Raw genomic sequence first — 22,199 nt, forward strand, 5'->3', positions numbered from 1 at the left:
TTTAACAACAAATGAGCGATTACAAGCATACTCTGAATTTGCCGGAAACTGAGTTTCCCATGCGTGGTAATTTAGCCCAGCGGGAGCCACAGATGCTCAAGCACTGGACCGATACTGAGCTCTATTACAAAATCCGTCAGGCTAAAAAAGGTAAAACCCCTTTTGTTTTGCATGACGGCCCTCCTTATGCCAATGGTGATATTCATATTGGCCACGCAGTGAATAAAATTCTTAAAGACATTATTGTAAAAGCTAGAACGTTGTCAGATTTTGATGCCCCTTATGTGCCCGGCTGGGATTGTCATGGTTTGCCCATAGAGTTGCAGGTCGAAAAGAAAGTCGGTAAACCCGGTCAAAAAGTCAGCGCAGCAGAATTCAGACAAAAATGCCGTGATTACGCCAATAAGCAAATCGACGGTCAGAAAAAGGATTTCATCCGTTTAGGGGTATTAGGCGAGTGGGATAATCCGTATAAAACCATGGAGTATCGCTCCGAAGCCGACATTATCCGCGTATTAGGTAAAGTGATTGACGCAGGACACATTGAAAAAGGCTTTAAGCCGGTGCATTGGTGTACAGATTGTGGCTCGGCGTTGGCCGAAGCTGAAGTGGAATACAAAGATAAACAGTCGCCAGCTATTGATGTGGCTTTTAAAGTCATTGATACCCAGAACGTTGCTGATTTATTCGATCATCCCGATGGACATGCGGGGCAGGGTGAAATTTCGGTGGCGATCTGGACAACTACGCCTTGGACATTGCCAGCTAACCGCGCTATTAGCGTTAATGCTGAACTTGATTACTGTCTGGTACAAATTGAAGATGACCATAATCCTCGTCGACTGATTTTGGCATCGGATTTGGTCAAAGATTGTATGGATCGTTTTGGATTCGATCATTACCACGCGTTGGGTTATTGCAAAGGCCAGGCGCTTGAGTTGGTTCAAGTACAGCATCCTTTTTATGATTTTTCCGTCCCGGTTATTTTAGGTGACCATGTCACGACTGATTCTGGTACGGGGCTAGTCCACACTGCGCCAGGCCACGGTGTGGATGACTTTAATGTGGGTCGTCAATATGATCTCGAAGTGGCTAATCCAGTTGCGGCAAACGGAGTTTATTTCCCAGAGACCGAACTTTTTGGTGGCCAGCATGTATTTAAAGCCAATGCCTCAATAGTTGAGGTGTTGGAACAAAAAGGTGCGTTGTTACATCACCATGCGTTTGAACACAGTTATCCCCATTGTTGGCGACATAAAACGCCAATTATTTTTCGTGCTACCCCGCAGTGGTTTATTAGCATGGAGAAGAATGGTTTACGTCAAAAATCATTAGAACAAATTAAACAAACTCGCTGGATCCCCGAATGGGGTGAAAGTCGCATCGCAAAAATGGTCGAAGGTCGTCCAGACTGGTGTATTTCCCGCCAGCGTACCTGGGGTGTACCCATTGCGTTATTTGTGCACAAGGATAGCGGAGATTTACACCCACGTAGCGCTGAGTTACTTGAACAAGTAGCCAAACTGGTTGAACAAAAAGGGATTCAGGCGTGGTGGGATTTGGATGACGCCACATTATTAGGTGACGATGCGGGAACCTATATCAAAGTTAAAGATACGTTGGATGTGTGGTTTGATTCTGGTGTGACTCACTTTTTCGTGGTTGACCAGCGTGACGATATTCCGGCATCTGCAGACTTGTATTTGGAAGGTTCTGACCAACATCGTGGTTGGTTTATGTCGTCGTTGATGACCTCGGTGGCAATGAGTGACAAAGCCCCATACAAACAAGTATTAACCCATGGTTTTACCGTCGATGCGAATGGCAAAAAAATGTCCAAATCGATTGGTAATGTCGTCTCTCCACAAGAGGTGATGAACAAACTGGGAGCCGATATTTTACGCTTGTGGGTGGCGTCTACCGATTATCGTGGGGAAATGACGGTTTCCGACGAGATCTTAAAACGTGCAGCCGATTCTTATCGCCGTATTCGAAACACCGCTCGTTTTTTACTGGCAAATTTGAATGGGTTTAACCCAGAGACTGATTTGGTTGCGGCCCAACAGTTGGTCGCGCTAGATCTATGGGCTGTGCAACGGGCTGAACAGTTGCAACAAGAATTGCTGGTGGATTATGACAACTATGATTTCCTGCAAATATGCCAGAAACTAATGCATTTCTGCTCCATCGAAATGGGTAGTTTTTATTTGGACATTATTAAAGATCGGCAATACACGGCTAAATCAGATAGTGTCGCTCGACGCTCCTGTCAAACTGCGCTGTTCCATATTGCTGAAGCGTTAACACGCTGGATTGCACCCATTATGAGTTTTACCGCTCAGGAAATTTGGCAAGCCATGCCCGGAAAGCGCGATGAATTTGTCTTTACCGGCCAGTGGTATCAGGATTTTGGATTAAATGCGGTGCAAGCGACGTTCGACAATGGATTCTGGCAACGCATTATGGCGGTTAAGGATCAAGTCAATGGGGCGCTTGAACAAGCACGCCGTGATAATCAGATTGGTGGCTCATTACAAGCTGAAGTAACGCTTTATGCCACGCCAGAACTGGCTGAAATATTGGCAACATTGGAAGATGAATTGCGCTTTGTGTTGATTACCTCTGCTGCTAAGGTCATCACGGTTGAACAAGCTCCTGATGGCGCAATTGCCACTGAGTTGGATGGATTATGGATTCAAATTAGCGTGTCGGCAGGGGAGAAATGTGTCCGTTGCTGGCATTATCGTGAAGATGTGGGGAGTCAAACTGATCATCCTGAGCTGTGCGTCCGTTGTGTAGACAACATTGAAGGTGAAGGCGAGCAACGTCAATATGCTTAATATGTTTCGTACCTCAGGTCTGCGCTGGCTGTGGTTAACCGTGTTGATGTTAGTTATTGATCAGGTGTCTAAACAGTGGGTGATTGCTGATATGGATTTATATGAATCGATTTCGGTAATCCCTATGTTCAGTATTACTTATGTACAGAATCATGGAGCTGCCTTTAGTTTTTTAAGTACGGAAGGCGGTTGGCAACGTTGGTTTTTTACCGCAATCGCGCTAGTGGTTAGTGTGCTGATTTTATATTGGCTTAAGCAATGTAAAGCTGAACAGAAACTGTTACCTGCGGCCTTTGCATTGGTGCTTAGTGGTGCGTTGGGTAATGTGTACGATCGCCTGCACTACGGTTATGTGATCGATTTTTTAGATGTGTATTATCAGCAGTGGCATTGGCCAACTTTTAATATTGCCGACAGTGCCATTTTTGTTGGCGCGGTGCTATTAATTTTTGATGCATTAAGAAATAACGGTATAAAAGATGAGTGATGTTGGATTAATCAACGCGGATAGCCGCGTAGTATTGCATTTTGATCTTAAATTACAGGACGGTTCGGCGGCTGATAGTACTCGAGTGAATAATAAGCCTGCTCAGCTTAAGATGGGTGATGGCAGTTTGACGGCAAACTTTGAGAAGTGTTTATTAGGTTTAAAAGCCGGTGATAAAAAAGAGTTTAGCCTCACTGCTGACGATGCATTTGGTCAGCCCAATCCGGATAATATTCATCATATGAGTCGCAGTCGTTTCGGACAGGATACGCCCGCTGAAGCAGGAATGATTATCGCCTTTACTCAGCCTGATGGCACTGAAATTCCCGGTATAGTGCGTGATGTTGCCGGTGATTCGGTAACCATTGATTTTAATCATCCATTGGCTGGTCAGGACGTCATTTTTGCCGTTGAAATATTAGAAATTCATTAGCTAGTTATAATAGGGCTAGATAGGTCATTATGAAAATTCATCTTGCTAATCCCCGCGGTTTTTGTGCCGGTGTTGATCGGGCTATCACCATTGTTGAGCGTGCGCTGGAGATCTTCGAGCCCCCTATTTATGTGCGTCATGAAGTGGTACATAACAAATTTGTGGTGGATGGTTTACGCCAGCGTGGAGCGGTATTTGTTGATGAATTAAATGAAGTACCCGACGATTGTATTGTTATTTTTTCCGCCCACGGTGTTGCTCAATCGGTGCGCAAAGAGGCGGATCGGCGTGGTCTTAAAGTTTTTGATGCGACTTGCCCATTAGTGACTAAAGTCCATATGGAAGTTACTCGTGCCAGTAAAAAAGGAGTGGAATGCATTCTGATCGGGCATCAGGGGCATCCGGAAGTGGAAGGCACTATGGGGCAATACAGTAACCCGAAAGGGGGAATTTATCTGGTTGAATCCGCTGATGATGTCGATAAATTGCAAGTGAACGATGCCAGTCGTTTGTATTATTGTAGTCAAACCACCCTGTCGGTCGATGATACCGCAGATGTGATTGATGCTCTTCGGGCTAAATTTCCAGCTATTGAAGGGCCGCGCAAAGATGATATTTGTTATGCCACCCAAAACCGTCAAGATGCAGTAAGAGAATTGGCGGGTCAATGTGATTTAATGTTGGTGGTAGGCTCAACCAATAGCTCTAATTCTAATCGTTTAAGGGAGTTGGCCTTAAAGATGGGGACTTCCGCTTATTTAATTAACGATGCTGAATGTATTCAAACCCAGTGGTTAGATGGCGTTGCTAATGTGGGAGTGACGGCGGGCGCTTCAGCTCCGGATGTGCTAGTTAACGGCGTGGTCGAAAAGTTGAAAATGCTAGGTGCCAGCGAAGCAATAGAAGTGACGGGACGTCCTGAGAATATTGAATTTGCGGTCCCCAAAGAACTTCAAATTAAAATGTTGTAACGGATTAACTGCCGTTTAAACCTTATTCCGATAAATTTTACTTACCCGTCTGATCTTTTGATGGATTAGATGGGCATCATTGTCAGTTTTATACCTTTGACATTGAATTGATAACCAAACCTTGAGCAGATTCAGCTAATCTATAACTATCGTATTAGGCTAATTTCGGCCGATACTACCTAGATAGCATAAATTCGACATAGGTTTTCCAATGAGTGGGTTTTCAGTTCAAGACAATCATTGCAGCATGTCATCACCCTATTATCCGCCAATCTCTGCTCAGCGTGGGGTGGGGATGATCGAAGTGTTGGTGACATTATTTATACTAGCCATTGGTATGCTTGGTGTGGCCTCATTGCAATTTGTCGGAGCGTTTTCAAATGCCGATGCATTGAATCGCTCCAACGCCGTACTTGTTGCTCAGCAAATGGCGGAAAAGCTAAGAGCGAATAGTTACGTCTCAGCCACCGCTAGCGGCCCGGTGGTAGATAATAATTATTTTGATCCTGATCTATATAATTTTGAATCTTTGAGCTGTGGTTCTTCAGCGGCACCTTGGCAGTGTTTTTGTCGACAGATTCCTGCCAGCATTCCTGATTGTAATACCAATACCTGTACAACTGCTGAGTTAGCCCAATTTGATAGCTGGCAAATGTCATGTGCTGCCAGCAAAATTAACCCCAGTGTAAGACTAAGTCTGACTTGTAATGATAATAATGCGGCTGATGCCGATGCTTGCAGTGTCGGTTCAATACATCGGATTATGTTGACTTGGCCGGTAGAAAACTGGCAGAACATTGATCGTAAGTTAAACGCGGTGTGCAATCCGAATGCGAATGCTGAGCCTCTTGATTGCGTTGTGCTTGATGTGGTGCTGTAGATGAAGACTCAACGTTTATCTCAAACCGGTTTTAGCTTAATTGAACTCATGATTGCCTTGGTGCTGGGATTGATGATTACCGGTGCGATTGTACAAGTGCTGGTGAGTAATCAGGTTACTGAGAGGCTCAATCGTTCCATGGCATCGACTCAGGAAAGTGGCCGCTTTATCATGACAAGGCTACGTGCAGAATTACTGACTGCTGGTCGTTATGATCCCATTGATCCAAATTTAAATCGCAGTGTCGATATTGTTCCCGAAGCTTCATTTGTACAAAACCATCCCATTATTTTACCCGGTGACTTTGCCAATGCCCTTACGTTGGGTTCAACACAAGGCGCTTCAGGAGCAAATGATACCTTAGTGGCCGGAATGCAGGGAGGACAAGATTGCCGCGGCTATAAGCTGGGGTATCTGGGAGCGGAAGAGTTTTACGTTGTGAATGAATATTTCGTTGAAGACAACAAACTCAAATGTCGTGGTTTTGATGGACGGGTATTGCGGGGGCAACGTGCTGCGGTAGGCAACAATGGGGATGCGGCATTTACCTTATTAGATGATGTATATAGTTTCCAAGTGGTTTATGGCGTGACCAATTCAGCGGTGGCGGCAGATAATTCGGCTCGGCCGGTGCGTTATGTTACGGCTAATCAACTTGCGGCTGAAATCGCGGGCGGTAGTCAGGTGGTTGCTATTCAAATTGCTATTTTGCTCAAAGGAGAAGGGCAAGTTTATATCGATCAAGTTTCAACCTTCAAATTATTAAACGAAGCCGAAATTACCCCGTCGGATCATGGTTTGTATAAACAATTCGATACCACTATTAGTTTTCGCAATGTTAAAAATTTTCTTCGGAGTAAAAAAATATGAATGCTATTCCGCTGAAACAGCAAGGGATAGTGCTAGTTTTCGCCTTGCTGGTGTTACTAAGCCTGACTATCTTGGGGGTTTCATCAGTAAGTTCCAGTTTAATGCAAAGTAAAATGGCGCAGTCCATGGAATCCTATAATTTAGCCTTTGACGCCGCTGAAGCGGGCCTGGGTGGCGTTATTTTTGAGTCGGAAGATTTAGCTATTTTAGCTAATGATGCTCTGCCTGATCCGCTTACTCAAGCTCGTCAAAATGCAGCAATCGATCCCGCTACTGAAGCATTGAGTTGTTTTGATACTGCCACGTGGACAAATCGTCGTCTGACTAGCGCTGGAGTTCAATCTGGTGCACAGAATAATGCTGCCGGCACTTACAGCAATAGCCCTGCAATCAATAGTTGGTCCAGTACAGCCTTTGTGGGTGAAAGGGCCTGCTTAGGTTCCAGTAATGTGGTTGGTGGCAGCAATATCACTTGTCACTATTTTATGGTGAGAGGTTGTGGTCAAGTAGAAGGCGCTGGTTATGCGGTAGCTAATTCGTTGAATGTTTCTGTTTTTGCACCTGCGACAAACGGGGGGTAGGAAAACTATGTACCAGAATAAATTTAAAGTGGCATCAGCATTCTTTGCTGCAATATTATCAGCGATGATTAGTTTTACTGCTCAAGCGGATGATATAGAAATCTATCTCGGAGTGGGTGGAAATCAACTCACTTATAACCCTAACGTACTGTTTATTATGGATAGTTCAGGCAGTATGGCAGGTAAGGATGGCACCTATGAATCTCGCCTGTTACGGGTGCAAAATGCCCTAAAAGATGCATTGCGATCTGCCACTAATATCAATGCAGGGTTAATGCGTTTTTCTGATTATGGTGGACCCATTCTCTATCCTGTTCGTCCTATTGATTCTCCCGTTGAGCCAGAAATTGTCACGTCGGTAGCGGCATCAGGTGATGATGCCTATCAGGAATCTAGCTCGGTGAATGTCACCTATGATCGCGTGAAAATTGTCGAAGGTACGGGCACCGTCACGAGTGGTTTTCGTTTTTCGCAGTTACAAATTCCTCGTGGGGCGGTGATCTCTTCTGCTTATTTGCGATTGGCGTCTGATGGTTTCAACAGCTCACCGGCAAATATTCGTTTTACAGCTGAAGCGGTTGGTGATTCAGCTGGATTTAGTTCAGCTACCAACAACATCAGCACACGAACTAAAACGGCAGCGCAGATTGACTGGAATAGCAATAATGACTGGCCGACCAGCAATGAACAATTTGTTACGCCAGATATTGGGGCGGTGATCCAAGAAGTGGTCAATAGAAGCGACTGGTGTGGGGGTAATGCATTAAGTTTGATTATTGAAGGAACAGGTTCGAGTGGTGGCAGTAATCGTTATATCAAATCTTATGACGAAGGCACTGGTTTAGGCGCAGAATTAGTGGTGTCTTATGACAAAGCTTCAGCGACAGGATGTGTGTCAGGTGATATGTATTTTCAGGTCGACACCCAAAATAATAATGCTGAAGAGCAATCTAATGGTTATCAGAATACCGGAGACGAATTAACTTTTAACGACAGTAACAATGACTATGTGGGAGTACGTTTTGATAATGTGACTATTCCACAAAATGCAGTGGTTGAAGAGGCGTACCTGACGTTTACGGCCTATCAGAATCGTTATGGTAGCGCTTCGTTTGACATAGCTGCTGTCGATGAGGGTGATCCAAACGATTTTTATCCTTACCCAAGACGATTATTAAGGAATAAACCAAAAACTTCCTCCGTAACTTGGTCAGGCCTTCCCAATTGGTATCGTAACAATACCTATCAGAGTCCATCATTAGTTAATCAAGTCCAGACCTTGGTAGATCGAGGCGATTGGGCATCAGGCAACGCCATGATGTTTGTTTTGTCTAATTTTAACGGTAACCGAGGCGCTTATTCCTATAACGGTAAACCTTCCGGGGCGCCTCAGCTTAGAATTAAGTTTCAGGGCAATGCGATCCCGGCCACGGTAGCGACGGTGCGTGATCATTTATTAAATAAGGTCGATGAATTGTCATCGGATGGTTTAACACCGATTGTCGATACCCTATATGAGGCGGTTAACTATTACGGTGGACGGGATGTGTATTATGGCAGGCAACGCGGAACGTCAGGTGTCAGCAGCAGTGTTCGTCGTAATACCAGAGTAAGTAACCGTTTATCTTATACCGGAGATGATTCGGTTTTACCTTACGGTTGTTCGGAAGATAATCTAAATGACAGTGATTGTATTAATGAATACATTCCTTCTGGAGCCACTTATATTTCGCCGGTTACGGATCTCCAATGTCAAACCAATAACCACATAGTATTGCTGTCTGACGGTGAAGCAAATAATAACCATAGTGTTAACGAGATAGAGTCCTTACTGGGTAAGTCATGCTCTAACGCCAGCAGTGGCGAAAAGTGTGGTATCGATCTGGTTAAAAATATTAGTAAGAAAAGTGAGTCGGTTATTGATGCGCGAGTGATTACCCATACCATCGGCTTTGCGGCTAATTCCACCGCTAACAACTTTTTGAGCCAACTTGCGTTGCAGGGCGGTGGCGGATTCTATACTGCCAACGATAGTGTTCAATTATTAACGGCATTCGAAAGCATTTTGAAAAGCGTAAAAGATGTCAACGCCACTTTCGTTTCGCCTGGTGTGGCGGTTAACCAGTTAAACCGACTGACTCACCGTGATGAACTTTATTTTGCCCTGTTTAAACCAGCTGAAGGAACCGCTTGGCCGGGCAACCTGAAAAAATACAAAATAGCCGGAAACTTGATTAAAGATAAAAATGGTCAAGCTGCGGTGGATGACGGGACTGGATTCTTCAAAGACACTGCGCATAGTTATTGGTCGACTTTGGCGGACGGCAGTGATGTTCGTGATGGGGGGGCCGCTAATCGTCTGGATTTAAGCCGAGCTGTCTATACGTTTAGTGGTACGGGCAATATTGCTACGTTAAGTAATAGACTCAATGAAAATAACAATTCTATTACCACAACCGATTTGAATATTGATACCCAGCCCAACCCAACAGATTTACGTGATGTGTTACTAAAGTGGGCACGTGGAGTTGATGTTAAAGATGATGATGATGATGGATCGACAACTGATGCCCGTTTACAGATGGGCGATCCCATTCATTCCCAACCCGTTATTGTTAACTATGGTGCTAACGATAGCGCCATTATGGTCGCGACTAATCAAGGCTATTTACATTCATTTGATCCGGAAACCGGTGATGAAAACTTTGCGGTTATTCCTAAGGAGTTGTTACCGAATCTATATGATTTCTATCAGAACAATTCATCGTTTAATCATATCTATGGGATGGATGGGGATATGGTGCTACGCGAGACGTCTTCGACAAAATATTTGTATGTCGGTATGCGCCGTGGCGGTAGAAATTATTATGCCTTTGATATTACCAATAAGACCTCACCATCGTTGGCCTTTAAAATAGAAGGAGGACAAGGACAGTTTGCCAAGTTGGGACAAAGCTGGTCTAAACCGACGGTAACCAAAGTGAATATTGGCGGCAGTGTTAAAACCGTATTGATATTTGGTGGCGGTTACGATGAAGATCAGGATAACCGTTTGTTGCGTGGTCCCGATGCCATGGGAAATGCGGTGTATATAGTGGATGCTGATACGGGCAACTTACTTTGGTCAGCCAGTAATAACGGGGCTAATATGAACCTTGCGGATATGCAATACAGTATCCCAGCAAGAATATCGGTTATCGATCGTGATAGTGATGGAATTGCTGATCATTTGTATGTAGTTGATATGGGCGGACAAATATTCCGTTTGGATATACATAATGGTGAGTCAGTCGCTAATTTGGTCACAGGGGGACTATTGGCAAGCCTGGCAAATGACGGTGATGCGACTGAAAATCGGCGTTTCTTTTATGCTCCCGATGTGTCAGAAATTAGTCTTGCCGATGAGCACTATTATGCGGTGGCGATTGGTTCTGGCTATCGTGCTCATCCACTGAATGTAGAGATTAAAGACAATATTTATATGATTAAGGACAGTGGTGTATTTTTGAAGGATACCAATGGTAACTACAGTTTACCGGCGGCGCCATTTACGGCTGCAGATTTATATGATGCTACCGCGCATGCATTAACAACAGGGAGTGCGGCTAGCCAAGCGTTGGAAGCGGCAGCGTTTTCGAATAAACATGGTTGGTTAATTAGTTTAGGTAGTGGTGGTGAAAAAGTATTAGCTACACCACTAATATTGAATTACAAATTATTCTTTACCAGTTATGTACCAGCACAGATCAGCGCCAGTTTATGCGCTCCACCAAGCGGTAATAGTCGAGCTTATTTAGTTGAACTGATTAATGGTAATGCGGTGACCGACTTGAATCATAATAACGTTGACGAGCATGCAGACCGTTTTGTTGATTTACAGCAAACGGGGATTGCACCAGAGACTAAAGTGTTGATTGAAGATCCGACCCATCCTGTAGTTTGTTTGGGTACCGAGTGTGGATCAATCGTTAAAGAAGTGGATGCAGATGGTGATGAAATTGCCTGTACGACCCAGTTGGATTGTTTGGCAGAAAATATTTATGGTCGGCTTGAACGCGTGCAGAAAAGTGCCTGGAAAACAGAAACGGAGAGACAGTAATGAAAATGAAAGGATTTACCCTAATTGAACTTATGATTGTGGTGGCGATTGTTGGCATTATTGCTTCTATTGCTTATCCATCTTATTTAGGCTTTGTTAAAAACGGAAAACGAAGTGCGGCTCAAGCAGACTTAATGGCGTTGGCAGCGGCAATGCAACGACATAAAGCGGGTAACTTTAGTTATAAAGGTGCTGCCTCTGGTGGTGGTGATACTGGATCTCCGGCCGTTTTTCACACTTACTCACCTTCGAATGAGCCAGCCGCGAACAAACAATATAACCTGGTCATCGCGACTGTTAATGCCAGCGGCAGTAGTTATTCCTTGACCGCAACCCCGGTTTCAGGAACATCTCAAGCTGATGATGGTGTGTTGTATTATTTCAGTGATGGTCGTAAAGGCTGGGATAAAAATGACGATGGGACGTTAGCAAACAGTGAATATTGTTGGAAATGTTAGTCTAATCTAATCGTTTTAAGCGGGTTAACAGCAAGTGATTCTTGCTGTTAACTACAATCTAGAGGATTACCTGAATTATCTTCGTATATCCCGTCATTGTTACTGTCATCACTGGTTTTTACCCTTCCTTGTAAGCTAACGGTTAGCGCTCTGGCAAACTTCGCTTCTTTACTGTCGTGACAAATTAAAATAGTCGCAGGAGAGGCTGTAACACCGGTAGCGCTAAAACGGATGGGTAAGGCCGGACCGGTAGTAATAATGGTCCCTTCATTAATTTCTGTTCCCGCTAAAATATCTTCATTAGCATTACGGGTACCATCAGCATTGGCATCGATAAATACCATTTTGGCATTACTCCAGTCCGTGCTGCAGTCTGTGAAGTCTTGACTGGGGCAAATAATAGTGGTGGTTTGTTCGTTGACTGCTGTCGAGCGTGCATATTGGATCATGGAGCTGACTTCATTTATTTGCGAAATCACTCGGTTTTTTACCAGCATGTCGCGCATATTGGGCCCAACTACGGTGATTAAAATAGCCACGATTGCAATGGTAATAAGCAGTTCTACAAGGGTTAGTCCATACTGTTTTTTCACTGATGGCATCCTGATTTACAATAATAGAACTATACAATACATCATAATGGTTAAATGATGGGTATGTAGACGGTTTATCGAGTAGTGTGGTTGATACCCAATAGAACCTAGAATAAATAGCCGTTATAAATATTCATTTGTTTTATAGATAGTAAAGCATAATAAGTAAAAATTTTTTATGATATGCATCAATACATAATTGGCCGAGAGTGATTTAAAGATGAAGGTGGAAGATATTATTCAGGAAATGCGAGTATTGCCGCAAATCGATGTTGAGTATGAAATTAATCGCAGAGTGAATTTTATTAAACAGCACTTACATCTTTCTGGGCTGAAAACGCTAGTATTGGGGATTAGTGGCGGAATTGATTCCTGTACGTTAGGGCGTTTAGCACAGATAGCCGTCGATCAGTTAAACAGTGATGGGGCTTCGAAATATCAGTTTGTTGCTGTTAGATTACCTTATCATGTGCAAGCTGATGAACATGATGCGCAACTTAGTATTGATTTTATTAAGCCGAGTAAGAATATTATGGTTAACGTTCAACCCGGAGCCGATGGAGTGCATTTGGCCACTTGCCAGGCATTGCAGGATTGCTTGCCGGACAGTGAAACGAAACAAGACTTTGTAAAAGGTAATGTTAAAGCGCGAATTCGGATGGTCATTCAATATGAAATTGCCGGTCTTTTAGATGGATTGGTGTTAGGCACCGATCATTCAGCGGAAAATATTACCGGCTTTTATACTAAATATGGTGATGGGGCTTGTGATTTAGCGCCATTGTTTGGCTTAAATAAACGTCAAGTTAGACAGATTGCCAGAACGTTAGGCGCTCCTGCCAGTCTAATTGATAAAGCCCCAACTGCAGATTTGGAAAGTTTGACTCCACAAAAAGCCGATGAAGATGCTTTGGGATTAAGTTACGAAGAAATTGATGACTTTCTGGAAGGTAAGAAAGTTACAGCTCATGTTAATGAAAAACTATTAAATATTTATCAGCGCACTCAACATAAGCGCCAACCTATACCAACAATTTACGATTAATAACCTCTAGGAGTCTTTTTGTGAAAAAAATTGAAGCCATTATTAAACCATTCAAAATGGATGATGTACGAGAAGCATTAGCCGAAATCGGTATCACCGGTATGACGGTGACGGAGGTCAAAGGTTTTGGTCGTCAGAAAGGTCATACTGAGTTATATCGTGGAGCCGAGTATCAAGTCGATTTTTTGCCTAAGGTAAAAGTGGATCTGATCGTGAATGAAGAACAAGTCGACCGTGCAGTAGAAACTATTATTCAATCGGCTAAAACCGGTAAAATTGGTGACGGTAAAATATTTGTTTATGATGTTGAACGTGTGGTTCGTATCCGTACCGGTGAAGAAAACGAAGATGCAGTATAAGTTAATTATAGATTTTGCTGTCTGTTAAAAAACAAAAGCGCTATTTAGCGCTTTTGTTTTTTTGATACCAGATAATTACCCTGCGTAGCTACTATCAGGGAAATTCAGTTTAAGTGTTTTAAGGGCATTTTGTTTTAATTCTGCCAAATCCAGTTGGTCGTAACATTCCACCATAATTTCCAGCGCTTCTTGCAGTTGTGGAGTATCAGAATAATATTCCAATACATATTGACCTCGGTTAGCGGCAGCAACATAAGCGGAACGTTTCATATAGTAGCGGGCAATCGCAATCTCATGTTTAGCTAATTGGGATTTGATATACACCATCCGCTTTTGCGCATCAGCAACGTATTTACTTTCAGGAAATTTCTCGATTAACGTGCGAAAATCATCAAAAGCTTGCCGTGCATGGCTGGGATCACGATCAGAACGATCTATGCCCACTAAATCCTGAAATAAGTTTTTATCGACATCCATATTCACCAATCCACGCATATAGTAGGCATAGTCCACATCGGAATGGTTAGGATTCAGTCGGGTAAAACGATCAATTGTGGCTATCGCCTGATCGGTTTTACCGGTTTTGTAATAGGTGTAAATCAAATCAAGTTGAACCTGATGGGAGAAGGGTCCAAATGGATAGCGCGAATCTAATGCGCTCAACGCTTCCGTTGCACCGTTGAAATTACCCAGTTCCATTCGCTCTTTAGCCTGAGCATATAAGGCTTCGGGGCCTTGATTTTTAAGCATTGCATCTTCTTCCGGGGAGCTAGAGCAACCGGATAAAGCGATCAAGCCCAATGTGAAGGCAACATAATATAAATTGATATTTTTACTCATTTTGACTCTTATTGTTTATCGCGATTCTGTGCGATGAAAAATTCAGTTAGAATGTATGACTTAATCACCGCATTCTACCCCACCGAATTGGGCTATGCACATTTTAATCTGAAAATTGGCGATATACCCATGCATGACCATATAGAATTAGGCGCGACGGTTCCCGAACATTTGTTTGGTAAACGATTGGATCAGGGATTAGCCGAAATGTTCCCTGATTATTCACGTTCCAGAATAAAAAGTTGGATACTAGCTGGCCAAGTTAATGTTGATGGCCACGTTAATGATCGCCCAAGAGATAAACTTGTTGGTGGTGAATCTATCATTATTCAGGCCTTGATAGAACAACAGCAACAACATCAACCAGAAGCGATTGAATTAAATATTGTTTTTGAAGATGATCATATTATGGTGATCAATAAGCCAGCCGATTTAGTTGTACATCCAGGAGCGGGGAATGGTGATGGGACTGTTCTAAACGCCCTGTTGGCCCATGTGCCAGAAATTGGACGTGTGCCTCGAGCCGGTATTGTACATCGTCTTGATAAAGACACTACCGGATTGATGGTGATTGCTAAAACAATTGCGGCACAGACCCATTTAGTCGAACAATTGCAAGCTAGAGAAATCAGTCGTGAATATGAAGCGGTAATTTGCGGTACGATGGTGGCTGGTGGTACGGTAGAGGCACCTATTGGTCGTCATCCTTCCAAGCGCACCAGCATGGCTGTAAGAGAAATGGGCAAACCAGCCACGACGCATTATCGTATTAAAGAAAAGTTTCGGGCTCATACCCATTTACGGCTGAAGTTGGAAACCGGCAGAACGCACCAAATTCGCGTACATATGGCACACTTACGCCATCCAATAGTGGGCGACCAGCTTTATGGTGGTAGACCTAGACCGCCTAAAGCAGCGAGTGCAGAACTAGTTGACATATTACGTAGTTTTCGTCGTCAGGCGTTGCATGCTGCTCAATTAGAATTGGAACATCCGGTTACCGGTGAATGGTTAAAATGGCAAGCACCCTTGCCGCAGGATTTTGCTCGTTTACTCGATGTATTGAGAGAAGACAGTATTCAACATCCGGATTATTCTGTTTCGCCATGATACAGCCAAACTGGTCTGTTCCAGCTAATATTCGTGCTTATACTTCTACTCGGCAAGGAGGGGTAAGCACTGAACCCTATACAAGTATGAATATCGCCACGCATGTGGGGGATAATGAAAATGACGTGATGATTAATCGTTCACGCTTAATTAATGATCGGAACATTAATTGGTTAAATCAAACCCATAGTAATATCGCGATTGAGCTTTTTGCTAATAATTCTCACGTTCACGATGCGGATGCGAGTTTTACTCATCAAGCCAATGTGGTTTGTGCGGTAATGACTGCTGATTGTTTACCTGTTTTGCTGGCGAATACGACATCAGGTACGGTAGCCGCAATTCATGCTGGGTGGCGGGGGTTGGCTGAGGGCGTCATTGAAAATACTATTACTGCGATGGCGGTTAACAATACCGATATTCACGCGTGGTTAGGGCCGGCAATTGGTGCGACGGTCTTTGAAGTAGGAGAAGAGGTAAAACAAGCGTTTTCCATTGATGAGCAGGCGTTTTTTAAAACCCAATTGGAACCACAAAAATATATGGCTGATATATACCAGATTGCTCGCTGTCGCTTGCAACGTTTAGGTGTTGTTAATATTTCTGGTGGCGAATACTGCACTTATACTCAGCCTGATTTATTCTATTCTTATCGCCGTGATGGTCAAACGGGTCGCATGGTCTCTTATATTTGGTTTGAGTAACTAGTTGATTCATTTTTTGATATAGATCAAATTTAGTTAGTTACCGTCGCTTGAATAACTTACCTAAGCACCCATTTTATAATTATTAAAAGGTCTCAGCAGGTAACTAAATATGCGTTCTGACAGATTGACTAGTAAATTCCAGATGGCGATTTCTGATGCACAATCCTTGGCATTAGGGCGTGATCATCAATATATCGAACCGGTTCATTTAATGATGGCAATGATGAATCAGGAAGGGGGCTCGGTTCGACCTTTAATGGATCAGGCTAAGGTTAATGTAAATAGTTTACGTTCTGCTTTAGCCGAGGCTATTGAGCGCTTGCCGCATGTGGATGGTACCGGTGGTGATGTCCAGTTTGGTAAAGAAACTGTCGTATTACTCAACTTGACGGATAAGATCGCCCAGAAGCGCAAAGATCAATATATTACCTCTGAAATTTTTGTCTTAGCGGCGACGGAAGATAAAGGTAAGTTAGGTGAAATACTACGCCAGTTAGGTGCCACAGCAGAAAATATTTCCAAAGCCATCGAAAAAATTAGAGGCGGCGAAGCCGTCACTGATGCTAATGCCGAAGATGTGCGTCAGGCCTTAGAAAAATTCACCTTGGATCTGACTGAAAGAGCAGAACAAGGAAAACTTGACCCGGTAATTGGTCGCGATGACGAAATTCGTCGCACTATTCAGGTGTTGCAGCGCAGAACCAAAAACAATCCCGTATTAATTGGTGAACCTGGAGTCGGAAAAACGGCCATCGTAGAGGGGCTAGCCCAGCGGATTATTAATGGTGAAGTGCCTGAAGGGCTAAAAAATAAACGGGTCTTATCGTTGGATATGGGCTCATTAGTTGCTGGAGCTAAATATCGGGGTGAATTTGAAGAGCGTTTAAAAGCGGTACTGAATGAATTAGCTAAAGAAGAAGGCAAAGTCATTCTGTTTATTGATGAATTACATACGATGGTGGGGGCTGGTAAAGGCGAAGGGGCAATGGATGCTGGTAATATGCTCAAACCTGCATTAGCCCGCGGTGAACTGCATTGTGTGGGGGCCACTACCTTAGATGAATACCGTCAGTATATTGAAAAAGATGCTGCATTAGAGCGTCGCTTCCAGAAAGTGCAAGTAGATGAACCTAATGTGGAAGATACTATTGCTATTCTGCGCGGCTTAAAAGAACGTTATGAGTTACACCATTCGGTTAATATTACGGATCCCGCAATTGTTGCTGCAGCGACTTTGTCACATCGATATATCAGTGATCGCCAACTTCCAGATAAAGCCATTGATTTAATCGATGAGGCTGCATCCAGCATTCGTATGCAAATAGATTCAAAGCCAGAAGAAATGGATCGTTTAGAGCGCCGTATTATTCAGCTCAAGCTGGAGGAGCAAGCTTTGGCTAAAGAAACCGATGAAGCCAGCCATAAGCGTCTTGAGATTATTGAACAGGAGCGCGAACAGCTAGAATTTAAATTTGTTGAGTTAGAAAAAATATGGGTTGCCGAAAAATCGGCAATGCAAGGCACACAACACATCAAATCGGAATTGGAGCATGCCAAACTGGATCTGGAGATTGCCAGACGCGCCAGTGATTTGAGCCGTATGTCTGAATTACAATATGGCCGTATCCCAGAATTGGAGTTGCAGTTAGAACAAGCATCAGATGCACAAAATCAGGAATTACATTTACTTAAAAATAAAGTCACTGAAAATGAAATTGCTGATGTACTGTCTCGCTGGACAGGCATACCGGTATCAAAGATGCTGGAAGGTGAGGTTGACAAGTTACTGCGTATGGAAGAGGCATTACACGCCAGAGTGGTAGGGCAAAACGAAGCGGTTGAAGCGGTATCAAATGCGATACGTCGTACCCGTGCCGGTTTAGCTGATCCTAATCGTCCTATTGGCTCGTTTTTGTTTCTCGGTCCTACTGGAGTGGGTAAAACTGAGCTATGCAAAGCATTGGCTGGTTTTATGTTTGATACCGAAGATGCGATGGTACGTATCGATATGTCAGAATTTATGGAGAAGCACTCAGTAGCACGTTTAGTTGGGGCTCCTCCTGGCTATGTGGGGTATGAGGAAGGGGGATATTTAACTGAAGCGGTTAGACGTAAGCCGTATTCAGTGATATTGCTTGATGAAGTAGAAAAAGCACATCCAGATGTATTCAATATTTTATTGCAGGTATTGGATGACGGACGTTTAACGGATGGGCAAGGTAGAACCGTTGATTTTAAAAATACGGTTATTATTATGACGTCAAATCTAGGTTCAGATGTTATTCAAGAACTTAATGATGAAGCCCATTATGAAATGATGAAACGTCGTGTTTTGGATGTTGTTGCCCAGAACTTTCGCCCAGAGTTCATTAACCGAATTGATGATACGGTAGTATTCCACCCACTTGATAGCTCGCAAATCAAACAAATTGCCAGTATTCAGTTGAGTGGCTTAAAAAATCGTTTAATCCAAAAAGGGTATCAACTTGAGGTGTCTGAGCAGGCATTAAATAAATTAGCAGAAGCTGGATTCGATCCTGTATATGGAGCAAGACCGCTTAAAAGAGCTATTCAGCAGCAGATTGAAAACCTATTAGCACATAGAATATTGTCAGGGACGATTCTACCTAACAGTACTATTCATTTAAGTGCAGATGATGTTGGCTTTTTGATTGAATAATGAACCGGTACAGTCACGGTGTTTATTTTAAATCGTGACTGTACTCTAATGCTTCGTTTGACAAATATTAACTACTTCAAATTATCTAATAGCAGTACAGCATCTTCGAATTCTGGATAGGTGTCAGCTTGCGTAGCGATTTTTAATTGATTAATTGCTTCTTCGTTACGATCCAGTTTGAATAAAGTATGTCCTAAATGGTATCTAATTTCCGGATTTTTGGAATCCAATACATAGGCTTCTCTTAAATAGGCTAGCGCATCAGTAAACTTTTGTTGTCTGGCTAGTATCCAGCCAAATGTATCGAGTAAAGCTGGATTCTTATTGCCACCATTATCTAATGCGAGTTTCGCTGTTTGGTAAGCTTTATCCAAATCACTTTGGGCATAAATATTCGCTAAGTTATTTAAAATGGCAGCAGATAAATGGTATTCATCAGTTTCTAGTAGCTTTTTATAGTGCTGGGTTGCAAGTGCCCATTCATCATTATCAAGGTAGGCATCGGCTAATAGCTTGCGTTTCCAGTTTGATGTTGGATCTTTTATTAGCAAATCTTCAAGGGTATTGGAAAAGACTTTTTGTCCATAGCCCTCTTTTGTAAGCATGTATAATTTTACGATAGCCACTTTATTTTCGGGAGCTATGAGAATTGCTTTGACGTACTCTTTTACTGCTTTCTGCTTATCTTTCAAGTGGTTAGCTAAATCCCCTTTCAAGACGTAAAGTTCTGCAGTATTGGCATCAACTTTAGCGAGTTCTGAAATCAGTTGCTTAGTTTCATCTGGCTTATTTTCAATTAGAGACAATCTTGCGAGATCTATTTTGGCGTTGTAATGATCTGCAGACAGGGATAACACTTTATTAAGCGTTTTCCTTGCCCCCTGTAAGTCATTGGCTTTGATTTGATGAGAGGCTAATAAGTGCAGCTTAGCCGGATCACTCAGCCATAATTCGTATATAACAGTAAAATTCGATTTGGCACTTTCTGAGTTTCGCATTGCCGAATATATGCGAGCTTGCTGAAGCAGTAACGTGGCATTTAAGCGATCATTTTGAAGCAATCGTGAAACAATTAATAATGCATCAGACCAACGATTTTGGGCCATATAAATTGCAGATAATTTGCGATTGGCAGCAATATCGCTTGGGTAATAATTCAGTAATTTGTTTATCCATGATTCAGCAGCGTTTAGGTCATTTGTTTCTATAGCAAGGTCTGCCAATTCTAATAGAGTAGCTTTGTGCGACGGAGTCTGACTGATTATACCTGAAAGGGTTGCTTGAGCTTGAGCATAGTCATGGTTATTTTTGTATATTAATGCCGTGTTATAAGTCGCACTAATATTATCCGGTTTAATAGCGAGTACTTTTTTTAATACAGTACGAGCATTATCATATTCTGAGTTTGCAATCATTACAGCTGCGAGGAGATTTAGCGCATCGATGTTTTTTTCATCTTGTTCCAGCAATCTATTTGTAATGTTTCGTGCCTTGTCTAGTTGTCCATTGTTTAATAGCAATTTTCCCTTTAATAATAAAAACTGCTGATTGGGGGCCGCAGTCGTAATAGAGTTTAGAGTTGCTAACGCAATACCATGTTGACCTTTAAGGTCATATATTCGTGCTTGAGTAAACAATAAAGCAGGATCATCAGGAAAATGACTGGATAATTTTTTTTGAATATTTTCGGCTCTAAACAAATTATTTTCATGAATATATAGTTGAATTAACAATAGTCCTAATTCAAGATTTTTATTTACAATGTTGGGCTTGTCTTCAAGCAGTAAAATGGCTTGATCATATTGGTTAGAGTTAATATAAATATGAGCCAGTATTTTTAGCGCATTCGGATCTCCTGCACTCTCCTCGATATGTTTGAGTAACAACTTTTGTGAGGTTTCTATATTACCTTGCATCAGCTCGGCAATACCTCTGACCATTGTGGTATTTCTGTCATACAGCATGGTTGAAGGATCGAGTAATGACATCTCCTGACTTAACTTGGCCAAAATACCTTTGGCCAGTTCTGACTTGCCTTCGTTGCTTAAATACCAGGCTTCAATTAGTGTCGCTGTAGGATCATTTGGTGTTTGCTCTAGTATTACATCATTTAGTTTCCGAGCTTGCTCCAATTGTCCTGTTGATAGGTAACTTAATGTCAGACTGCGAAGTATTTTAGGATCTTGATTATCAATATTGTAAGCCTTGAGAAAGCAGCTAAGGGCTTGTTTTTGGTCTTGTTGCTTGAGAGCTAATTCTCCCTTTAAATACCATGTTTTTTCATTATTTGGTTCGATGTTTAATGAATGTTCTATAATTGATTCTGCTTCTTTCAGCATTCCCTTACTGACATATAAAGTTGCTAAAGTATTTAGGGATCGGGTGTCATCCGGAAACAGTTGCTGTGCTTGTTTAAATTCAAACTCGGCTAAATCGGGCTGAGATGTAATAAGGTATGCCTGCCCTCGCAATAGATGCCATTCAAACTTCCCTTCTTTTGTTAGGTTATAGTATTGATCTTCATAGGAAAGAAGCTTATCCACTTTCTTTTGCACTATTAGACTTGTCCCCAGCAAAGGAAGAACAAGATTAATGTCTGCACCCATTTCTAAAGATTGAGTTAACTCTTGTTCCGCCGCGGCGACATTACCGCTATTAAAATAAACTTTACCGAGTAATAGTTTGGAAGGTAGATGAGTCGGATTTATTTGAATTGAATTTTTTAGATGGATAAATGCTTCATCAGTGTTGCCTGAATTATATGCTTTTAAAGCTAATTCGTAGTGATTAACAGCCTCAATTGAAAAGGCTTGGCTACTAAATAAAAGTGCCAAGCCTAATATACTAAATATAACTTTCATTTTTAGTGAACAAACCTTTAATAATGCTTTATTTGTCTACACTATGAAAAACAGTGTACAAGAGCAATTAACTTTGTTGTTTTTTACGTACTCTAGTCAATGATAACAATCCAAGAGCAAATAATGCCATTACACCGGGTTCTGGGACATCTGTTGTATTTCCTTCCCGAGTAGTGGTGGTCACACTAGTCAATTTAAAACCATCATTACCATAACCATTGTTGAAAAGGGTTCCAAATTCAGGATTATAAGCCCCAATTAACCAATATTTAGATGTCACTCCCCCACCAACAGATTGGTATTGGGTGGTAGTAACATCGGCATATTGACCAATCGATTGCCATCCTTGTCCTACAATACTTGACCAAGATGACCCATCAATACT

Annotated in this window: 18 protein-coding genes; 14 read left to right on the forward strand and 4 right to left on the reverse strand. The window is 42.4% G+C overall.

The window, feature by feature from the left end:
- The first annotated feature begins 11 nt into the window (after window positions 1–11).
- The 9 genes from ileS (at window position 12) to ACTD55_RS03790 (ending at window position 11,619) form a co-directional block, all read left to right on the forward strand.
- Window positions 12–2,840 (forward strand): isoleucine--tRNA ligase, encoded by a 2,829-nt coding sequence (ileS, locus tag ACTD55_RS03750; protein WP_438862965.1) that lies wholly within the window; start codon window positions 12–14, stop codon window positions 2,838–2,840.
- A complete protein-coding gene (gene lspA, locus ACTD55_RS03755; protein ID WP_438862966.1) occupies window positions 2,833–3,327 on the forward strand; it encodes a signal peptidase II in 495 nt (164 codons plus the stop codon). The genes ileS and lspA overlap by 8 nt, the downstream gene beginning before the upstream one ends.
- Complete coding sequence (fkpB, locus tag ACTD55_RS03760; protein ID WP_438862967.1) at window positions 3,320–3,760, forward strand: FKBP-type peptidyl-prolyl cis-trans isomerase; 441 nt, start codon at window positions 3,320–3,322, stop codon at window positions 3,758–3,760. Before lspA ends, fkpB begins: the two co-directional genes overlap by 8 nt.
- A 29-nt stretch (window positions 3,761–3,789) precedes the next feature.
- Complete coding sequence (gene ispH / locus ACTD55_RS03765) at window positions 3,790–4,731, forward strand: 4-hydroxy-3-methylbut-2-enyl diphosphate reductase (RefSeq protein ID WP_438862968.1); 942 nt, start codon at window positions 3,790–3,792, stop codon at window positions 4,729–4,731.
- Between the two features lie 247 nt (window positions 4,732–4,978).
- Complete coding sequence (gene pilV / locus ACTD55_RS03770; RefSeq protein WP_438862986.1) at window positions 4,979–5,611, forward strand: type IV pilus modification protein PilV; 633 nt, start codon at window positions 4,979–4,981, stop codon at window positions 5,609–5,611.
- The gene (locus ACTD55_RS03775) at window positions 5,612–6,481 is read left to right on the forward strand and encodes a PilW family protein (protein WP_438862969.1); all 870 of its coding nucleotides are present in this window, start codon (window positions 5,612–5,614) and stop codon (window positions 6,479–6,481) included.
- A complete protein-coding gene (locus tag ACTD55_RS03780) occupies window positions 6,478–7,062 on the forward strand; it encodes a PilX N-terminal domain-containing pilus assembly protein (protein ID WP_438862970.1) in 585 nt (194 codons plus the stop codon). Before ACTD55_RS03775 ends, ACTD55_RS03780 begins: the two co-directional genes overlap by 4 nt.
- 7 nt (window positions 7,063–7,069) lie before the next feature.
- Window positions 7,070–11,161 (forward strand): PilC/PilY family type IV pilus protein, encoded by a 4,092-nt coding sequence (locus tag ACTD55_RS03785; protein ID WP_438862971.1) that lies wholly within the window; start codon window positions 7,070–7,072, stop codon window positions 11,159–11,161.
- On the forward strand, window positions 11,161–11,619 hold the full coding sequence (locus ACTD55_RS03790; RefSeq protein ID WP_438862972.1) for a type IV pilin protein: 459 nt from the start codon (window positions 11,161–11,163) through the stop codon (window positions 11,617–11,619). The genes ACTD55_RS03785 and ACTD55_RS03790 overlap by 1 nt, the downstream gene beginning before the upstream one ends.
- 47 nt (window positions 11,620–11,666) lie before the next feature.
- Here ACTD55_RS03790 and ACTD55_RS03795 read toward each other — a convergent pair whose 3' ends face one another.
- Complete coding sequence (locus ACTD55_RS03795; protein WP_438862973.1) at window positions 11,667–12,212, reverse strand: GspH/FimT family pseudopilin; 546 nt, start codon at window positions 12,210–12,212, stop codon at window positions 11,667–11,669.
- Window positions 12,213–12,432: 220 nt separating this feature from the next.
- On the opposite strand from ACTD55_RS03795, the gene nadE reads away from it, so the two are divergent.
- Entirely contained in the window at window positions 12,433–13,257 is an 825-nt protein-coding gene (gene nadE, locus ACTD55_RS03800; RefSeq protein ID WP_438862974.1) for an ammonia-dependent NAD(+) synthetase, read from the forward strand.
- A gap of 20 nt (window positions 13,258–13,277) precedes the next feature.
- On the forward strand, window positions 13,278–13,616 hold the full coding sequence (gene glnB / locus ACTD55_RS03805) for a nitrogen regulatory protein P-II (protein WP_438862975.1): 339 nt from the start codon (window positions 13,278–13,280) through the stop codon (window positions 13,614–13,616).
- 75 nt (window positions 13,617–13,691) lie between these two features.
- On the opposite strand, the gene ACTD55_RS03810 is transcribed toward glnB, so the two are convergent.
- Window positions 13,692–14,456 (reverse strand): outer membrane protein assembly factor BamD, encoded by a 765-nt coding sequence (locus ACTD55_RS03810; RefSeq protein WP_438862976.1) that lies wholly within the window; start codon window positions 14,454–14,456, stop codon window positions 13,692–13,694.
- A gap of 129 nt (window positions 14,457–14,585) precedes the next feature.
- On the opposite strand from ACTD55_RS03810, the gene rluD reads away from it, so the two are divergent.
- The 3 genes from rluD to clpB all read left to right on the forward strand — a co-directional run bounded on the left by rluD (window position 14,586) and on the right by clpB (window position 18,953).
- Window positions 14,586–15,566 carry a 23S rRNA pseudouridine(1911/1915/1917) synthase RluD gene (rluD, locus tag ACTD55_RS03815; protein ID WP_438862987.1) on the forward strand — a complete coding sequence of 327 codons (981 nt, stop codon included), beginning with the start codon at window positions 14,586–14,588 and terminating at the stop codon, window positions 15,564–15,566.
- Window positions 15,563–16,270 carry a peptidoglycan editing factor PgeF gene (gene pgeF, locus ACTD55_RS03820; RefSeq protein ID WP_438862977.1) on the forward strand — a complete coding sequence of 236 codons (708 nt, stop codon included), beginning with the start codon at window positions 15,563–15,565 and terminating at the stop codon, window positions 16,268–16,270. The genes rluD and pgeF overlap by 4 nt, the downstream gene beginning before the upstream one ends.
- 112 nt (window positions 16,271–16,382) lie before the next feature.
- Window positions 16,383–18,953, forward strand: coding sequence for an ATP-dependent chaperone ClpB (gene clpB / locus ACTD55_RS03825; protein ID WP_438862978.1), 2,571 nt, complete (start codon window positions 16,383–16,385; stop codon window positions 18,951–18,953).
- 71 nt (window positions 18,954–19,024) lie between these two features.
- Here clpB and prsT read toward each other — a convergent pair whose 3' ends face one another.
- Window positions 19,025–21,814 (reverse strand): XrtA/PEP-CTERM system TPR-repeat protein PrsT, encoded by a 2,790-nt coding sequence (prsT, locus tag ACTD55_RS03830; RefSeq protein WP_438862979.1) that lies wholly within the window; start codon window positions 21,812–21,814, stop codon window positions 19,025–19,027.
- 67 nt (window positions 21,815–21,881) lie between these two features.
- The coding region (locus ACTD55_RS03835) for a PEP-CTERM sorting domain-containing protein (protein WP_438862980.1) at window positions 21,882–22,199 on the reverse strand (318 nt) is incomplete at its 5' end.

Origin of the sequence: Neptunicella sp., assembly GCF_048268085.1 — a bacterium.
GTDB lineage: Bacteria > Pseudomonadota > Gammaproteobacteria > Enterobacterales > Alteromonadaceae > Neptunicella.

What these genes read in the sequence shown, in the direction of transcription:
- ileS (WP_438862965.1), top strand. Translation starts at nt 12, where the DNA reads ATGAGCGATTACAAGCATACTCTGAATTTGCCGGAAACTGAGTTTCCC.
- lspA (WP_438862966.1), top strand. Translation starts at nt 2,833, where the DNA reads ATGCTTAATATGTTTCGTACCTCAGGTCTGCGCTGGCTGTGGTTAACC.
- fkpB (WP_438862967.1), top strand. Translation starts at nt 3,320, where the DNA reads ATGAGTGATGTTGGATTAATCAACGCGGATAGCCGCGTAGTATTGCAT.
- ispH (WP_438862968.1), top strand. Translation starts at nt 3,790, where the DNA reads ATGAAAATTCATCTTGCTAATCCCCGCGGTTTTTGTGCCGGTGTTGAT.
- pilV (WP_438862986.1), top strand. Translation starts at nt 4,979, where the DNA reads ATGTCATCACCCTATTATCCGCCAATCTCTGCTCAGCGTGGGGTGGGG.
- ACTD55_RS03775 (WP_438862969.1), top strand. Translation starts at nt 5,612, where the DNA reads ATGAAGACTCAACGTTTATCTCAAACCGGTTTTAGCTTAATTGAACTC.
- ACTD55_RS03780 (WP_438862970.1), top strand. Translation starts at nt 6,478, where the DNA reads ATGAATGCTATTCCGCTGAAACAGCAAGGGATAGTGCTAGTTTTCGCC.
- ACTD55_RS03785 (WP_438862971.1), top strand. Translation starts at nt 7,070, where the DNA reads ATGTACCAGAATAAATTTAAAGTGGCATCAGCATTCTTTGCTGCAATA.
- ACTD55_RS03790 (WP_438862972.1), top strand. Translation starts at nt 11,161, where the DNA reads ATGAAAATGAAAGGATTTACCCTAATTGAACTTATGATTGTGGTGGCG.
- nadE (WP_438862974.1), top strand. Translation starts at nt 12,433, where the DNA reads ATGAAGGTGGAAGATATTATTCAGGAAATGCGAGTATTGCCGCAAATC.
- ACTD55_RS03810 (WP_438862976.1), bottom strand. Translation starts at nt 14,456, where the DNA reads ATGAGTAAAAATATCAATTTATATTATGTTGCCTTCACATTGGGCTTG.
- rluD (WP_438862987.1), top strand. Translation starts at nt 14,586, where the DNA reads ATGCATGACCATATAGAATTAGGCGCGACGGTTCCCGAACATTTGTTT.
- pgeF (WP_438862977.1), top strand. Translation starts at nt 15,563, where the DNA reads ATGATACAGCCAAACTGGTCTGTTCCAGCTAATATTCGTGCTTATACT.
- clpB (WP_438862978.1), top strand. Translation starts at nt 16,383, where the DNA reads ATGCGTTCTGACAGATTGACTAGTAAATTCCAGATGGCGATTTCTGAT.
- prsT (WP_438862979.1), bottom strand. Translation starts at nt 21,814, where the DNA reads ATGAAAGTTATATTTAGTATATTAGGCTTGGCACTTTTATTTAGTAGC.